We start from the raw sequence: 17,571 nt of genomic DNA, 5'->3' as shown, positions 1-17,571 counted from the left end.
CTTTCTCGCGAATATGGTCATAGCCTTTTTTAGGATTTCCACCTCTTGTTGAAGGCGAAGATTTTCCTTTTGAACTTCTGCAACTTCAGTCGGTGTCAAACCACCACTGCTTTCAATAGGGGAAAGTGCTTTAATCCATTTATAAATTGTTACTTCAGATACACTATACTCGCTGCTGAGATCACTCAACAGATGTACCAGTTCTGTGGAGTTCCACGATTGTTTGTTTGAATTCCTGGTTATAACGTTTTTGTTTCATTCTGGACACCACCTCTTTATTTATAGGATAGGGACTTAACTAACTCAATTAAAAACTCTAATGTAGCATCCAAAGTTTTTTGGGGAAATCGAATTTAGATGATAGCCGATGGAAGAACTACTTCAGCTCTTCTGTTCATGTTTTACACTTCTAAGCATTTCTTCTTTACTACGGAAATTGCTTCTTTTAATATTATCCCAAAAAGTATTTAAAGTATCTTGTTTAAATTTTGACTGAAACATAACTTTTGAAATGAATAAATGTTTTTTTACCCCACTTAATCGATAATAAGTCTTAAAGGTAAAATAATTATTGAACTTCTCATAGTAACCATAGTACTTAACGAAATAAAGCAGAGGTAAGTGCAATAAAACATATAGCTCGATAGCAAAAGATTTCCAAAATAATAATGTAGCCCAGTCATCTAGATTAAGAAAAAAATGAATTACAGCATTAAATATCATAAATATTCCAAGCCATAAGATTAAGCTGTTACTAATCTTATTAAGCATGTCAAAATCAATTTTGTTTTTTGTTAACTCACTCACTGCTCCTAAAAGAAATAGGATAGGTACTAACAATAATTCAAATTTTAAAGGGAACGTGTACTGATTCACTACAAACAGAAAGATAATATTTAATGAGAGTGTGGATTTTACAAAATCATCTATACTCAACGTGCAATGTTTAGAATAAATAATATTAATTGATGGATATAGAAACAAGAAAATCCATAGAGAAAAGGTTATTAACAAATCTGTTTCTAAAACATTGTAAAACCATAAGACACTAAAAATTAATGCAACATATAGGTTTACTATAATAGAAAATGGCATGCAGAAAAGATTCCACACAGCTTTTACTATATCAATCAATGGAGAAAACAGATTTTTTCTCATAATAACTAATAGAATTAAAGAAACTATTACTAACCAAATAAATATCGCTAATTCTCTATTGGATAGCATATTTACACCTCCTATTCTTTAATACGAAAGGGTTTTGAAAAAGGTACCTGTGTGAAAAACAATCATGAATGTTTAAACAAACACGAAAGTTTGACACACGGTACCTTATATTCAAAGCGGTAGTATTATAAAAACCAAGATAGCTTCAGTAAAATATAAAAAGGAGCATATCCAATGGGTTGGGATTAACCTCAAGACCACTGGCGCTCCTTTGATATCGATTATTATGTTGCTATATTCACTATTATAAACCTTTTTCTAAAAAAAACAACATATTTGGAGGAAAACATGGAGACAAAATTCAATAATACCGACATATTAGGATATGGAGATTTCAATGAGGGTCAAATTTATTTCGTGCAACGTTGGCTAGAGCTTTTAAATATACATACACATAGCAAATATTCTGTTCGATACTTAAACAGCCACCAAGCGTTAAGTGAAACATTATACGTCTGTAAAGGTATGATGAATGACGAGATAAAAAGAACGGATCAACATCTGAGAATAGTTTTTGGAGAGGCTAATAAAATAGTGGTGGAAGATAAGCTATTTTCAAAATACGCGGAAAATCAAGCAAAAATAATGAAAAATACTTTTCAGTCCGTTCCTAAAACTACTGAAAATGCAAAAATTCATTCTGTTATTTACCGACTAGAATATGTTATTCGTCATCTTGAGACAAATTATTTAAAATGGATTGTGCAGGAAGTAAATGACCTACTTAGATTAAACGCTTATGAAGATAAAGATTTTAGTGAAATAGATACCGTATTAAAGGTACTTGCTAGTGAGTTGTTAGGGAAAGGTTGGTCATTGAATGCTTTGTATTCCCTAATAAAGGAAACCATTTTAAGTGAACAATCTACGGTTATAGAAAGATTTAAAAAGTTTTTTGAAAGAACTTTATCAGAGCCAACAACGTATATCCATCTTTTTTCTATTAAATCAAATTTGAACTCGGAAACAAAACTCCAACTAGAGCAATTTGGCGCGGATTTACTTAATGGAAATGCCGTGATAAGTACATACAGTGAATATGAATTAGAACAAAACTTATCAAAAAATAAAGAGTATATACGAATTGAGAATAATGCCCATGACATACAATCCGGTATAAATAAGGCTTGGCAAGAAGTAGCAGAATATCTAGACTTATTACGGTTTTACGGTTATCCACTACCAGGCATTGCAACTGAACCTATAGTGCTATTACAAAATGGGAAAAGTTTTGTGAGAAATATCCGCGTGGACTTAGTCGAGAAAAAGAAGAAGTTTCGTGCTTCTAAAAGTATGATGGAAAAGGTTAGAAATCAGTTAGAACATAATAATATTGAAGTGAATCGTAAATTTAAAAGTTTATTTGAATTCACAAGAATCAGTGATGAATCATTGTCTCCGCAATCAGCATTTCTAAACTTGTGGATTGCTATTGAATCGTTTGTCAGGACTGAAGAATATGATGGTGGAATAGATAACGTCAGAAACGTATTGTCTACAAGTTCGACCCATAATTATCTTTATGGGTTATTAAAAAACTTTATACTGGATTGTAATAGATGTGATTTAGAGGTTGAGATTGATGGTCAGATGAAAAAGGTAGGTAAATTAGTCCCGCAAGATGCGATGCTTATTTTATTGGATAGCGGAAATGAGCAAGTGATAGAAAGCGCATGCAGGGAATTAAATTTGCTACTGGCATATCGCTACAAAGAATTGAAAAGCATATTAAAAGATGGGAAATCTTCATCTGCATTATTGAAAAATCATAAAGAAAATATTGAACAACATGTTCAGCGTCTTTATCGTATCAGAAATTCTATCGTCCACTCAGCAGAAATCCATTACAATACAAATCTATTCATTAAACATTTACATGAATATTTGGAATCAATCATGTCTGTAGTGGTTTATCTATTAGAAGAATACCCTGATGCGAAGTTAGAAGAAATCTTTGCTCAGGTAAGAGATAGCGTAGAGACCACAATTGAAACTTTAAGGAATAGTACGCACCTTGATCAGGAAACATATTATGAACTAGTATTAAAAGGAGCATTTTAAAAAAAGTGTCTATGTGAGAAATAAACACGGTTTTTTGAGGGGTTATGAAAGTTCCATGCATAAGTACCGTATAAAACGACTTTCCCCATCTCAATCACGTGAAATAATCCTCCAAATCCATTACTATTAAACATGAGCACCAACAACAAAACTAGTAACCCCATGAAAGGCGGAGAGTATCAAAATGAACGCATACGACGAATACATGCGCGGGATCGTAACGCCCATGCGCGAAGAACTAACAAATGCAGGTTTTACCGAACTAACAACGGCAGAATCCGTAGATGAAACACTAAAAGACTTAAAAGGATCAGCACTAATCGTGATCAACTCAGTCTGTGGCTGTGCAGCAGGTTTAGCACGCCCAGCCGTACGTGAGGCAGTGGCAGAAGTGAAGCCGGATCATTTACTAACGGTATTCGCTGGACAAGATAAGGAAGCGACGGAAGCGTTGCGTGCGCATTTCCCGGAGATTCCACCGAGTTCTCCTTCAGTGGCGATTTGGAATGATGGGAAGTTAGTATACTTTGTTCCGCGTGAGCAGATTGAGAACTTCCAAAAGGATCAAATTAAAGATCACCTCGTTGATGTGTTGACGAATGTTGTAGGTCAGTGAAGGTGATTGTGACGACGGCAGGACGGCCTGATGCGCAGTCTGTAGCTTTGGTAGAAGAAGCTGCAGAGCGCTTGCAGGTGCCTGTCGTGGAACGAAAGAAGCGGTCTATTCCGAAGTTGCAGGACATCTATCAATCGGATGTCTTAGTAGCGGGGAAGGACCGCTATTCGTTTTATAGAAGAGGTAGCGAGGAGCCGTTCTTTTTTCATCCGAATTCTGCGACGTATCGGTTGAAGCGGATTGTTAAGGGTGAAGTGGATCCGTTAGTGGCGGCAGCGGGTTTGATGCCGGGTGATTCGTTTTTGGATTGTACGCTTGGGCTTGGTTCGGATGCGATAATTGCGGCGAGTGTTGTAGGTGTGGATGGTCGTGTCGAAGGAATCGAGGCCGATGCGGTGGTGGCGTTTTTGACGGAGACGGGTTTGCGTCGTTTTCCGATTGAGTTTCCACTATTGCAGGAATCGATGGAGCGGATTGAGGTGATTCATTCGGAGGCTGTGGAGTTTTTGAAGAGTTGTCCGAGTGATTCGCGGGATGTGGTGTTTTTGGATCCGATGTTTACGACGCCTATTGAGGAGTCTTCTAATTTTGAGACGTTGCGTGAGATTGGTGCGTCTTACCGTTTGACGGATGAATGGGTGGCGGAAGCGTTGCGGGTGTGTAGGCGACGTGTGGTGTTGAAGGATCATTATGAGTCACCAATGTTTGAAAGTTTTGGTTTTGTTCAGCAGATTCGTCCGTATACGAAAGTACATTATGGTGTGTTGGATAAGTGATTGAAAGCTCCAGCAGACCGTTAGTGGTTTGTTGGAGCTTTCTGTTGTTCAGTTATAGAACGGTAACTTTTTAACTCTTCTTAGAACGTTTCCATAGGATTAGCCCAATCAATCCTACAGCAACCAGTGCACTTGCATATACATAATACTGGGTGGTTGATGAATCAGTCGTTTGTTCCGTTTGTTTCACGATTTGACCTTCACCAATCAACGCAATGTCATCGGCAGCATTCGCTAGCTCAGCCGTTCTGTCACAAAGTGTAGTAGATAAGATGCTTTTTCCATTCGATTCCATTGTGTGAGCGTATACCAAATACTCTTTTCCGACTGTAAAATCTATACCGCATGACGCTGAATCATTGCCCGTAAAAACTGAAATAGTTGGGCTATCGATCCCTTTCCATATCTCGCGCACGTTGAAATGAATGGTTTTTCCGTCGTCCCGATTACTTTTTTTAACTTCCACAACTTCTCCACTAAATACAGCAGTCGCTTCGGATAGGGCAACATCTGCAGGTGGGGCAATCACACATGAACAAGCCGCTGTAGGAATTGGTTTAAAATTCATGACGACAAGAACCATAAGCAAGAATGGAAGGACACGTACTCTCTTTTTCATAAGAACTCCTCATTTCATTAGATTAATGATTAGTTCGTTTTGTGAGGAAAATAGTTTCGATGTTTTAAAAATAAAAACGATGCCTGTGCGTCAAACAGCTTTTAGTTGAATGATAACGACAACCTAGTTTCTAAAGAAATCTTTAACCGAAATCACATCGTTCTAATTTGAAAAATAAGATGAATATTAAATAGGTATAGAACTTTTCAAATATGCGGTACAATAATAGAAATACTCTACTTGTATAGTTGGGAGGTTACTCATTTGTTTGAAGTTATTAATAAAAAGAAGGCACAATTAGATGCTGCTCGTCCTTTACCAAAATATACATTAAAAAGTTTACGAGAAAAGTTATTTCTAGAGTGGACCTATCATTCGAACGCGATTGAAGGGAATACCTTAACCATAAACGAAACGAAAGTGGTTCTTGAAGGGATTACGATCGGTGGTAAGACACTGAGAGAACATTTAGAGGTTATCAATCATCGTGATGCCATTGCTTATGTTGAAGAAATTGTTCAAATGAAAGAATCACTTTCTGAATGGCAAATCAAGAATTTACATCGGTTAGTACTCAAAGGGATTCATGATGAATATGCAGGTATTTACCGCAAAGAACAAGTTTTTATTTCTGGTGCAACGCATATACCACCAGCACATTATCTGATCCAAGAAAAAATGGAACAAATGATGAATTGGTATCGGAATGAAGGTATCTATCTCCATCCTGTTGAACGCGGCGCGATGTTGCATGCTATTTTTGTTGGCATTCATCCTTTTATAGATGGCAATGGACGTATTTCAAGACTTTTGTTAAATTTAGATGTAATGAAAGAGGGATTTCCGCCAGTCATTATTAAGGTGGAAAATCGATTAGCCTATTATGAAGCGCTCGATAAAGCACATACTACAGAAAATTATAGTGATTTTATAGCGCTAGTAGAACGTGAAGTAGAAGACTCCCTTGACTTATATCTAAGTACAATCAGTTAAAAAGCATCTCTATAGAGGTGCTTTTTTGCAATCAATAGTTGTGTTTCAAACGGGTCATGGTGATTGAAATACATTAGAAAAGAGGAATCGTAATGCTTTTCATCTACTCATTGCTTGGTTTTTTTATGATTTTTTTCACCATCTTTGCAGTTCGTGCAATACACGAAGAAAGACATAATTTTATGATCTATACTATTCTTGCATCGCTTTGCGGCGGAGGCACATTATTTTTAATTTTGTATGGATTGGTTGGTATGTAACTCTACTATCGGGTGTGATTGTTTAAGATCAGTAGGCTAATTCGTCTTTCAAAGTACGAAGGGCTAGGGTATTATCTTTAAAGTCCTTAACATTTTATATTTTCACATTCTTGACGTTACACACTGGTAAAATCCGTGGTAATCGTTGGTGCAAACTATGGCAGTAGTTGTACATTCTCTTGGCTGTAATCAATTTGAACACTTTGTGCGAGAAGTTCCATTCCAGCTCCATTTTCACCTAGTAGCAGGATATTTGATAAGTTTTTAGATAGTAAACGTCAAACAGCGCCCCCCTAAAAGATAGGTGGGCGCTGATTGACGTTTACTTATTTATAGTTCCCTATACGTGATTCCTTATTAGCTATAACAGGTAGGATTCCGAATGAATGGACAATCCCACTGTTTTGTTCTAAAACCTGATTCTTGGAATATGCTTACATATAGCCAGTCCATCCTATTGAGGAGGTGTTAACAGTGCATAAAGTAAAAGCTGTAATGGCCGGGAGTGTTTGGAAGGTTTTAGTTTCGGCAGGAGACAAAGTAGAAAAAGGTCAAGAAGTTACAATTTTAGAGTCAATGAAAATGGAAATTCCTCTAGAAGCAGAAGTAGAAGGTGTGGTCAGTGAAGTTAAAGTTAGTGAAGGTGATTTTGTCAATGAGGGAGATGTAATTATTTCTATAAAGTAACCCATTTTTATTTGATCTAAAAAAACTGATAAAAGGTAGGAGATAACATTTTATGAAACAACTAATAGAAGATTTACAGAACCGTAAAGAAAGAGCAATGCTAGGTGGAGGAGAAGAAAGAATTGCCCGTCATCGTGAAAGTGGTTTCCTAACTGCGAGGGAACGGATTGATATGCTTGTGGATGCTGATTCGTTTATTGAATTTGGTTCATTAGCTCAATCAGATCAGCCTGGATGTGAAGAAAAAAGTGCAGGGGATGGGCTCATTACTGGACTAGCAAAGGTCGATGGCCGACAAGTTGCTGTTCAAGCAGCTGATAAGACTGTTTTCGCTGGAACAGAAGGAATGGTTTATTTCAGAAAGACTAGAGCAATTCATGATTTCGCCCTAAAACGTGGCTTACCACTACTTAATTTAAAGGAGGGAGGAGGACTACGTATTCCAGATGGTATGGGAGCAGATCAATTTAGTCAAATGCTTTTTTGGGACGAGCTTCTTACGCATAATCGACAAGTACCTATGATTACAGCAGTCTTAGGTGATAGTTACGGCGGACCAACCTGGGTAGCGGTAACGTCAGATTTCGTGACGCAATTAAAAGGTACAACCATGGCAGTAGCTGGCCCTAGAATATTAGAAATTGCAACGGGCGAAAAAATTTCTAGCGAGACGCTTGGAGGTTGGGAAATCCATGCAAAGTATACTGGCCAAGTTGATAGTTTTACTGAAAGTGAAGAGGCCAGTATAGGGGAAATGAAAAAATTCTTAAGTTATATGCCATCGAATGCAAATGAGGAACCACCCGTTAAAGAAACGATGGATGACCCATATAGAACTGTAGATAATGTAGTGGATATTGTACCTGCGAATAAAAAGAGAGCTTATGATATGAAAAAGGTAATAAAAGAACTAGTGGATGATGGAGAGTACTTTGAACTCAAATCATTATTCGGCAGAGCTCTACTCACAGTTTTAGCTAGAATAAACGGAAGGGTTATTGGAATTATCGCTAATCAGCCAATGATGTTTGCTGGTTCTGCTGGTGCAAATGAATGCGAGAAGGCAACAGACTTTATTTGTTTATGCGATTCTTATAATATTCCTATCATTTTCTTACATGATATTCCAGGTTTTCGTGTGTCTAGTGACGCAGAAAAATTAAAAATGCCAACCAAAATCATGATGTGGAATCAGGCTTTAGCGCAATCAACCGTGCCTAAAATTTCTATCATCATTCGAAAAAGCATTGGGGCAGCCTATGCAAATATGTGTGGACCTACAATGGGGGCAGATTTTGTAGTTGCTTGGCCAACAGCTGAGATTAACTTCACGGGTCCTGAGGTAGGAGTCAATGTCGTTTTCGGTCAACAACTTAAAGACTCCGAAAACCCTGCGGAAGAACGAAAGAAACTATTAGAGTCTTGGGGAAGCGATAGTTCACCTTATGCAGCTGTAGAGAAACATTTAATTGATGATATTATTGATCCCCGTGATACCAGGAAGTTTCTTTCACAGACGTTAGAGTACTCTTGCGCAAGAGGTTCGAAAGGTGAACATCGACTTGCTAACTGGCCGACAGGATTTTAATCTTGAAAATTAGAATCGGGGTGTACGAGTTGCTATCAGTTCAGAAAAAATGGGAAGCATATGTAGGGTTCTCTCAGGAAGAAGTATTCCGATTAATAAAAATGATACTCAATGAGAAAGGCCTTGACTACCAAATAGCAAAAGCTAAACCGAATCTAATGTACGATTCGAAAAATGACCAGATTATAGTAAAAACAGATAACATAACTTTTACACTTGTTTATGTAACCGCTGATCCACTCACAAGGTTATTTGCTAATGTACTAGGTACGAAAAATCGATTGGAAGGAATCACACTATTATCGATCAGATATACCAAGGACACTGAAAGAAACTTATCTTCTATCCTGAATTATTTTGTGGACTATTCACCAGTAAGTCCATGGAAAATCCACACACATCCGCGATTTCAGTTTGCAGTTCTTTTACAGTTAATCACTAAATTCAAGTGGAAAAAATTCGTTTCAAAAGGTCGGAATAATGAAAAAGGGGGATGTGCGATTTGAGTAAGAAAAATTGGTTTCTGTTGTCACGTAGAAATTTGCTATTTGTGATTGCATTAATTGCTTATCCGATTATTTTCTTCTTGCCTTGGTCTTATGACATTTTACTGTTAGAAGTTTCCTTACTTGCATGGTCAGCATTTTTGCTTAGCTTATTAGCACCTACAATTGGAATACTATTAGTTTTGACGGAGAAAGAACCATTGGATATACATGTCAAGGGTGAGAAAGGTGAGGAAATAAGTCATGAAAACAACTGAAACGATTATCATGATTACTTACTTAGTATTTTGTATTGTTCTTGGATTACTTTCACAAAGACGAATTTCATCCTCCAATCAGGGGATCGATGACTACTATGCAGCAGGAAGAAATATTGGAACAGGTATGAATTCACTTGCTATGCTAGCTGCTCTCGGCAGTGGTGGATCATTTATGGCGATCGTCGGTACTACTTGGAATCTTGGGCTACCTTTTTTAGCTTGGATGGTTGTAGGGTCATGTGTTGGTTTTCCAATTGCTAGTATATTAGTTGCTAAACCATTAAGAAGTTCAAAAAAGATAACTGTTTCAGAATTTATTAATGATCGTTATCAAGGAAGTAATTTTTTTAAGGTTGCAATTCCTATCATTATTATCATTGGTTCCAGTATGTACTTAATGTCACAGATGAAAGCAGGAGGGCTGATGACATCCTATGTAACAGGACTGGAGTATAAATGGGGATTAATCATTATCAGTTTTGTATTTATCTTTTATGTTTCTATGGGGGGCATGCTAGCTGTAACTTGGACAAATATTCTTCAAGGCTTCTTATTGACAATTTTAACGATTATATTAGTAGTCGGCGGAATAATCAATCTACCTATTAGTTGGCCTGAGTTTTTAGTGAATGCATCGAATGTAAATCCTAGCCTTGGAGTTGCCGGGGCAACTGTGCCTATTGCTGGATACATCGGCGCGTTTGTTACGTGGGCGACCGCCGTATGCGTGACACCACATCTCATCATGCGTGTTTTCACTGCGTCAAATATCCGTTCAGCTAAGTTATCACTTAATATAAGTATGCTATTTTTTGCGGTATTAATGATATCTACCATTCTAGTGATGGTTCCATACATCCCAACATTGGGAGAAGATATTTTAAAGAATAATCCATCCGATATGTGGATGCTATTTATTGCAGAAGGATTTTTCGGGAAAATTCTTATGGGAATAATAGCAGCTGGAGTTTTAGCCGCTGTGATGTCATCAACAGATGCACTACTTTTAGCTATCAGTAGTTCTGTGGCTTACGATTTGTATAAGGGAGTTTTTAAGCCTGAAGCAAATCGCTCTCAAATATTAAAAGTTTCACTTATATCTACTTGGGTTATAGGTTTATTTATCATGATCTTAACTCTTAATCCACCGACATTTTTAATCGTTTTGTATACAGCGGCTGTTGGTTTGATGGTTTCGTCCTTTTTTGGGCCCGTTGTACTTGGGATCTGGTGGAAACGAGCGAATAATCTAGGGGCGAGCATCGGACTACTATCCGGTTCAATCAGCTTTATGATACTCTTCCTATTTTTCGAGTTACCTTATAATTCGGAAATTCTAATAAGTTTGCCTATTTCATTACTATCTATGTTGATTGTGTCTTCACTTTCAAAGCGACCTTCAGAGGAAGTTATTTCGAGGTTAGAATCTTACCATTAATTCTATCTATAAAATTAAAACCATTATAGGAGGACGTTGGATGAATGAGCAAACCTATTTAGAACATTTAGTAAAACTAAGAGAAAAAAATTGGCCGAAAAACTTACCTCGTGAATCCCATTATCCATTTGGTGAACTATTAATTACGGATTATTTGAAGAAATGGGCAGAAACTCAACCGAATAAACCATGCATCATTTGGTATGGAGAAGAAATTACATTCAAACAATTAGATGATTTAAGTGATAAATTCGCGGCATTTTTGTCTGAGTCTGGAATGAGAAAAGGCGATAGAGTGGCAGTGTTTCTACCTAATTGCCCACAATTTCTTATTGCATTCTACGGAATTTTAAAAATAGGTTGTATTCATGTACCTGTTAATCCCATGTTTAAAAAGCAAGAACTACTATACGAGTTAAATGATACACAAGCAGAGCTGATTGTAACAACTGACTACCTTTACACATTAGTTCAAGAAGTGAAAGAAGATACTAGTGTAAAAATCGTAGTAACTACTAGCTTACGTGATTATATTCCTGAGTTCCCAACTATACCTGTGCATCAATCTCTTCTAGTTTGTGAAGATATTGATTACAGTACTACAGACGTTATTGAGTGGAAGTCTATAGTAAATAGACAAAGTACCTCTTATCCTCCAGTGAAGTTGAGTTTGGATGACATAGCGGCATTAAATTATACTGGCGGTACTACAGGTTTACCTAAGGGGTGCGAACATACCCAAAGAAATATGATTTATACGTGTGCAACAGCTTCTACTTTTACAAGTAAATTTAAAATGGATGATGTAGTCATGGCTTATTTCCCATCATTTTGGATAGCAGGTCAAAATGTATGTGTATTGTTACCTGTTTTCACTGGGGCGACTCATATTATTTTAGGTCGTTGGGATGCTGAAGCTGTTTTACAAGGGATTGCAAAGTATAAAGTAACCCACATAGGTGGTGTTTTAGATAACTTTGTAGAGTTAATGAACAGAGAGGATATAACGCAATACAATTTAAGTACAATTAAAGAAATATCCGTTACTTCTTTTGTGAAAAAGTTGAATCAAGAGTATAGGAAAAAGTGGAGAGAATTATCCGGCAGTACTATGAGGGAAATGGCGTATGGTATGACCGAAACCCATACATTTGATACATTTACTACCCATATGCAGGATGATGACATGGATCTGAAAAGTCAACCCGTATTTTCTGGATTACCCATGCCAGGAACAGAGTTAAAAATAGTTAGTTTCGAAACAGGAGAGATCGTTCCTTTAGATGTTGAAGGGGAAATAGTGATCAAGACCCCATCACTATTAAAATCGTATTGGAACAAACCTGAAGAAACCAAGCAATCTATAAAAAATGGATGGCTCCATACGGGAGATGTAGGAGTAATTGATCAAGATGGTTACCTTCACTTTTTGGGTCGCAGAAAAGAAATGTTAAAAGTGAATGGAATGAGTGTCTCTCCACCTGAAATCGAGTCCATAATTTGTCGTCATCCTGCTGTGGTTGGCTGTGGTGTTATAGCGAAAAAACACCAAGAAAAAGGTGAAGTACCTGTTGCCTTTATACAAATAGAAGAAGAACATCAAAGCACAATAAGTGAAGAAGATTTTCAAAAATGGTGCCATGATCAAATGTCTGTTTATAAAGTTCCTATAGTTAGTTTTATTGATAAATTGCCAATGACTGCCACGGGGAAAGTTAAAAAGGAAGAACTAAAAAAATATCTTCTAAGGGTATGATTTATTTGTGCATGAACGTTTAATCTACACAGTAATTCGTACGTTTTATTAAACGTACCATGTAAACAGGAGGATCCGTATGTTTAAAAAAATTCTCATAGCCAATCGTGGTGAAATTGCAGCTCGTATTATGCGTACATGTAACGCTTTGGATATTCATACAGTAGGAGTTTTTTCCGAAGCAGATAAGGAAGCCCCTCATGTCCAACTGGCTGATGAAGCATATTGTGTCGGAGGCTCACGTGTTAATGAAAGTTATCTGAACATCGACAAAATAATAGAGGTTGCTAAAGAAACAAAGGTTGAGGCGATACATCCGGGATATGGTTTATTATCTGAAAATCCGAAGTTTGCCCGTAGATGCGAAGATGAAGGGATTATATTTATCGGTCCTTCTGCAGATGTTATTGCTCAAATGGGAAGTAAAATTGAATCCCGTAAAGTCATGAAAGAAATAGGTGTACCAGTAGTTCCAGGTATTGCTCATCCATTAAAAGATGAGAACGAAGCAGCAGAAATTGCAAACAGCATAGGCTATCCAGTCATGATTAAGGCATCCTCTGGGGGTGGCGGGATAGGAATGAAGGCTGTTTATAATCAAGAAGAATTACTTAAGTATTACGCTGGTAATCAGAAACGTGCAACAGATTTTTTCGGGGATGGAACGATGTATATAGAAAAATATATTGAAGAACCCCATCATATTGAAATACAAATACTTGCTGATAAGTATGGAAACTCTGTGTATTTATGGGATAGAGAATGTTCTATTCAGCGTCGTCATCAAAAGGTTCTTGAGGAGGCTCCATCGCCATTTATAGATGAGAAAACTCGACAGAAAATGGGCGAATTATCTATTCTGGCTGCTCAATCTATTGGTTACAGTAATGCGGGGACTATCGAATTTTTAGTCGATGCAGACCAAAACTTTTACTTTTTAGAAATGAACACACGCCTGCAGGTGGAACATCCGGTCACAGAGGAAATTACAGGGATTGATTTAGTTGAGCAACAGCTTCTGATCGCAAGTGGTGAACGTCTTACTATTAAACAAGCAGATATAAAAAGAGAAGGTCACGCGATAGAAGTTAGAATTTACGCAGAAGATCCTGAAACCTTTTTCCCTTCTCCGGGTAGAATTACAAAGTTGTATACGCCTACCGGTAAGGGGATTCGTCATGAGCTAGCTATATCAGATTCTTCAGTAGTATCCCCCTTTTATGATCCGATGGTTGCCAAGTTAATCATTAAAGGAGAAACTCGCATGAAAGCAATCAACCATCTTCAAGAAGTGTTGGATGCTTATGAATTGCAAGGAATAAAGACAAATATTCCATTCTTAAAAAAGATTGTATCGCACCAAGCATTTCGTGAAGGGGATACAACGACAAGTTTTATAGAGAAAAACATAATAAAAAAATAGATGGTACGTATAATTTTAATTATTATTCCAACAGTAGAAAGGATGAAAATGTATTGAAACGTGATCCAGTTATAGTAGCAGCTGTTAGAACAGCAATCGGAAGATCTGGTGGTGCACTTGCAACCATGCCGGCCCATCACTTTGGTGCCGAGGTATTAAAAGAGTTATTGAATAGAACTAATTTAAAACCGGAAATGATCGACGATGTAATCATGGGAAATGTCCTAAGCGGTGGAGGGAATATTGCACGCTTAACTGCTCTTAAAACGGACCCTTCACTTGGACTAACCGGTTTGACGATCGATCGTCAATGCGGTTCTGGTATTAATGCCATAAATTTAGCTGCTAGTGCCATTCGTTCAGGCGATGGTGATATTTATATTGCCGGAGGAATCGAAAGCTATAGCCAGGCTCCCTATCTGATGGGAAAACCGAATAAGCTTTATAGTGTTGCTCCTCCCCAATTTATTAGTCCCAAGTTGTCACCAAGTGAAATAGGAGATCCTCAAATGGGGATTACTGCAGAAAACCTCGTGAATAAGTACAGTATTAGCAGAGAAGAGCAAGATGAATTTGCCCTTCAAAGCCAAAAAAAGATGGCCATAGCAATAGAAGAAAATCGTTTCAAGGAACAAATTGTTCCGATTACTGTATCAAAAGGTAAAGGGGAATCATTCGTTTTTGACACAGATGAGCATCCACGCCCTCAATCCACTTTAGATGGGTTAGCCAAGTTGCCTCCTGCTTTCCTAAAAGACGGTTCTGTTACGGCTGGTAGTAGCTCTGGACTAAATGATAGTGCAGCTGCACTTGTCATTATGTCAAGAGAACAAGCCGATGAGTTGAACTTGAAGCCACTTGCTGTTGTTCGTCAATATGCAGTAGCTGGAGTGGATCCAAACATTATGGGAATAGGACCTGTTCCTGCAACAGTTAAAGTAATGGAAAAGTCAGGATTAACACTTGAAGACATGGATATCATCGAGATAAACGAAGCTTTTGCAGCGCAAGTAATTGCGTGCAACCGGGAATTAAAAATGGATCTCTCTAAAGTGAATGTAAACGGTGGTGCTATTGCTCACGGTCATCCATTGGGAGCAACGGGAGCTATATTAGCAACAAAAGCTGTTTATGAACTAGATAGGATTAGAGGTCGTTTTGCTTTATTAACAGCATGCATTGGTGGGGGTCAAGGAATTGCTACTATATTGGAACGGGAAAGTTGATAGAGAAATGAATCGTATGAACTGGGAAGCAACTAGATAAATTACTATCTCATTAGAAACTGCGTATCTTATCCATGTGCTAATTCATAAAAAAGGGGAATGTTACTATGAATACGGGAATAATTAAAAATATTTGTGTGGTTGGAAGTGGTTCCATGGGGAATCAGATTGGAATGCTTTGTGCTTTGGGAGGATATCAAACAACCATTCAAGATATTAACGAAGAATCCTTGCAAAAGGCAAAGTCTCATTTAGTAGAAATTATGGAGAAGTGGGTTGCTAAAGGGAGAATATCGGCAGAAAATAGAGATTTGGCATTTAGTAAGTTGTTTTTTACCACAAACTTAAATGATGCGGCTAGTACGGCAGACTTTGTTATTGAGGCAGTAGTTGAAAAGCTTGATATAAAAAGAAATGTTTTTCACGAATTAGATAAAGTTGCTCCCCCTCACGCTATTTTAGCATCCAATAGCTCAACCATTGTCAATTCTATGATTGCTGAAGTAACGAACCGGCCAGATAAAATATGTAATATGCATTTTTTCTTTCCTCCGCTTGTTATGGATTGTGTGGAAGTTGTAATGAGTGAGAATACATCAGAAGAAACAGCGCAGGTCACTATGGATCTATGCAAACAAATTAATCGGACTGCAGTATTACTTCGCAAGGAAATCTACGGTTTTGTCGCCAATAGAATCCTCTTAGCTTTATCTAATGAGGCCACCAAACTTTATGAATCAGGCATTTGTGATTATAAAGATATTGATTTAATTTGCAAGAAAGCCTTAAACCACCCAATGGGGCCATTTGAATTGGCAGATCTATCTGGAATAGACGTTGGTTATTACGCACAATTACAACTTTATAATGAAACAGGAAATCTTGATGATAAGCCTGCGGGGTGTATTGAAGAAAAAGTAATGGCTGGAAACTTAGGTAGAAAAACCGGTAAGGGATGGTATGAGTATTCAAAGTAAAGGGGAGAAGCTAGGTGTATACACTCGTTGATATTAAAAAAGAGAATGGAATTGCTATTGTAACGATAGAGAACCCTCCTTTTAATGTTCTTAATAACAAAGTAGTTGTAGAGCTAGAAGCCGTTTTCACTACAATAGAAAATGATCCAGAAGTAATTGTGTCAATCTTAACTGGCTCAGGAGATAAAGCATTTATGGCAGGTGCAGATATTAAAGAGTTCCCAGATTGGATTGGAAGAGAAGATGTTAAAGATATTGCAATGAATACACATCGTATGCTAAACCAAATAGATTTTCTACCAAAACCAACCATTGCTGTTTTAAACGGCTTAACTCTGGGCGGAGGTTGTGAGTTAGCATTGGCTTGTGATTTAAGAATTGCTGAATCACATGCACAAATCGGGTTGCCAGAAGTTAAGTTAGGTTTACTTCCGGGAGGGGGAGGAACACAGCGTTTGCCTAGATTAATAGGTGATGCCAAAGCTAAAGAGTTAATGTTTACTGGTGACCCGATCTCTGCGGATGAAGCCAAAGCAATAGGGTTAATTAATCAAGTTGTACCTAGTGGAGATGGATTATCTGCTGCATTAATAATCGCAAAAAAGATGGCAAGTTATTCTTTACAATCGCTATCGTTAATTAAGAAGGCTGTTGATGAGGGGAAAGAGCTTCCTTTTAATAAAGCCCTAGAAAATGAAGCAGCAATTTTCGGACAAGTATTTCTCACAGAAGATGTAAAAGAAGGGGTTCAGGCTTTTTTAGAAAAACGAAAACCTATCTTCAAACATTTTTAGGCGTATAAAAAATAAACTTCTTCTTTTGATGTAAAAATATTGGAAAGCTAATAAATTAATAGTAATGAAAAGATTTTTTTATGGAATTACTTCATAAGAAACCATAATGCGGGTTTACTTTCGCAGAGATTCCGATTAAAACGAGTCGTTAGATATTGTCTATATAAACAAAAGGACTGTCCCGGAAAGTCATTTTTAAATGACTTTCCGGGACAGCCCTTTTTCGATTACATCCAGCTACAGACGCCAGACTCTCGGTCACTTCGGTCTTTCCGATAAGGTGCAAAGAACGCACCTTTTCATCAAGCCCTCCAGTGCCTGTCGAGTCTAGACGGCGTCTTCCGCTTTTGGTTTCATCCAGCTA

General features: G+C 37.5%; 17 protein-coding genes. 14 read left to right on the top strand and 3 right to left on the bottom strand.

Annotated features, from left to right (window positions below):
- A partial coding sequence (locus CSV79_RS17215) for a transposase (protein ID WP_369824998.1) occupies nt 1-189 on the bottom strand: 189 nt, incomplete at its 3' end.
- Between the two features lie 192 nt (nt 190-381).
- Nucleotides 382-1,227, bottom strand: a complete 846-nt coding sequence (locus CSV79_RS15755; protein WP_099690001.1) for a hypothetical protein — start codon at nt 1,225-1,227, stop codon at nt 382-384.
- 288 nt (nt 1,228-1,515) lie between these two features.
- On the opposite strand from CSV79_RS15755, the gene CSV79_RS15750 reads away from it, so the two are divergent.
- The 3 genes from CSV79_RS15750 (at nt 1,516) to CSV79_RS15740 (ending at nt 4,680) form a co-directional block, all read left to right on the top strand.
- Nucleotides 1,516-3,288 (top strand): hypothetical protein, encoded by a 1,773-nt coding sequence (locus tag CSV79_RS15750; protein WP_099690000.1) that lies wholly within the window; start codon nt 1,516-1,518, stop codon nt 3,286-3,288.
- A 184-nt stretch (nt 3,289-3,472) separates the two neighbouring features.
- Nucleotides 3,473-3,904, top strand: a complete 432-nt coding sequence (locus tag CSV79_RS15745) for a BrxA/BrxB family bacilliredoxin (RefSeq protein WP_099689999.1) — start codon at nt 3,473-3,475, stop codon at nt 3,902-3,904.
- A gap of 2 nt (nt 3,905-3,906) precedes the next feature.
- The gene (locus CSV79_RS15740) at nt 3,907-4,680 is read left to right on the top strand and encodes a class I SAM-dependent methyltransferase (RefSeq protein ID WP_369824997.1); all 774 of its coding nucleotides are present in this window, start codon (nt 3,907-3,909) and stop codon (nt 4,678-4,680) included.
- Between the two features lie 70 nt (nt 4,681-4,750).
- On the opposite strand, the gene CSV79_RS15735 is transcribed toward CSV79_RS15740, so the two are convergent.
- Nucleotides 4,751-5,299 (bottom strand): hypothetical protein, encoded by a 549-nt coding sequence (locus CSV79_RS15735; protein ID WP_099689997.1) that lies wholly within the window; start codon nt 5,297-5,299, stop codon nt 4,751-4,753.
- Between the two features lie 264 nt (nt 5,300-5,563).
- Here CSV79_RS15735 and CSV79_RS15730 point away from each other — a divergent pair, with 264 nt between their 5' ends.
- From CSV79_RS15730 to CSV79_RS15680, 11 genes are all read left to right on the top strand, one after another.
- Nucleotides 5,564-6,292: a Fic family protein gene (locus CSV79_RS15730; protein WP_099689996.1), complete on the top strand. Its 729-nt coding sequence runs from the start codon at nt 5,564-5,566 to the stop codon at nt 6,290-6,292.
- Between the two features lie 734 nt (nt 6,293-7,026).
- Nucleotides 7,027-7,239 (top strand): acetyl-CoA carboxylase biotin carboxyl carrier protein subunit, encoded by a 213-nt coding sequence (locus CSV79_RS15725; protein ID WP_099689995.1) that lies wholly within the window; start codon nt 7,027-7,029, stop codon nt 7,237-7,239.
- A gap of 52 nt (nt 7,240-7,291) precedes the next feature.
- Entirely contained in the window at nt 7,292-8,827 is a 1,536-nt protein-coding gene (locus tag CSV79_RS15720) for an acyl-CoA carboxylase subunit beta (protein ID WP_099689994.1), read from the top strand.
- A gap of 2 nt (nt 8,828-8,829) precedes the next feature.
- Nucleotides 8,830-9,333, top strand: coding sequence for a hypothetical protein (locus CSV79_RS15715; RefSeq protein ID WP_099689993.1), 504 nt, complete (start codon nt 8,830-8,832; stop codon nt 9,331-9,333).
- The gene (locus CSV79_RS15710) at nt 9,330-9,590 is read left to right on the top strand and encodes a hypothetical protein (RefSeq protein WP_099689992.1); all 261 of its coding nucleotides are present in this window, start codon (nt 9,330-9,332) and stop codon (nt 9,588-9,590) included. The genes CSV79_RS15715 and CSV79_RS15710 overlap by 4 nt, the downstream gene beginning before the upstream one ends.
- Entirely contained in the window at nt 9,577-11,031 is a 1,455-nt protein-coding gene (locus CSV79_RS15705; protein WP_099689991.1) for a sodium:solute symporter family protein, read from the top strand. The genes CSV79_RS15710 and CSV79_RS15705 overlap by 14 nt, the downstream gene beginning before the upstream one ends.
- A 40-nt stretch (nt 11,032-11,071) precedes the next feature.
- The gene (locus tag CSV79_RS15700) at nt 11,072-12,787 is read left to right on the top strand and encodes an AMP-binding protein (RefSeq protein WP_099689990.1); all 1,716 of its coding nucleotides are present in this window, start codon (nt 11,072-11,074) and stop codon (nt 12,785-12,787) included.
- 79 nt (nt 12,788-12,866) lie between these two features.
- Nucleotides 12,867-14,210: an acetyl-CoA carboxylase biotin carboxylase subunit gene (locus CSV79_RS15695; protein WP_099689989.1), complete on the top strand. Its 1,344-nt coding sequence runs from the start codon at nt 12,867-12,869 to the stop codon at nt 14,208-14,210.
- Nucleotides 14,211-14,263: 53 nt separating this feature from the next.
- On the top strand, nt 14,264-15,436 hold the full coding sequence (locus CSV79_RS15690) for a thiolase family protein (RefSeq protein WP_099689988.1): 1,173 nt from the start codon (nt 14,264-14,266) through the stop codon (nt 15,434-15,436).
- A 107-nt stretch (nt 15,437-15,543) separates the two neighbouring features.
- Nucleotides 15,544-16,413 (top strand): 3-hydroxyacyl-CoA dehydrogenase family protein, encoded by an 870-nt coding sequence (locus CSV79_RS15685; protein ID WP_099689987.1) that lies wholly within the window; start codon nt 15,544-15,546, stop codon nt 16,411-16,413.
- A gap of 14 nt (nt 16,414-16,427) precedes the next feature.
- Nucleotides 16,428-17,207 (top strand): enoyl-CoA hydratase, encoded by a 780-nt coding sequence (locus tag CSV79_RS15680; protein ID WP_099689986.1) that lies wholly within the window; start codon nt 16,428-16,430, stop codon nt 17,205-17,207.
- Nucleotides 17,208-17,571: the final 364 nt, after the last annotated feature.

The organism is Sporosarcina sp. P13 (genome assembly GCF_002743055.1).
Taxonomy (GTDB): Bacteria; Bacillota; Bacilli; order Bacillales_A; family Planococcaceae; genus Sporosarcina.
The sequence above is the reverse complement of the archived record's forward strand: the minus strand, read 5'-3'. Positions and strand labels throughout refer to the sequence as shown.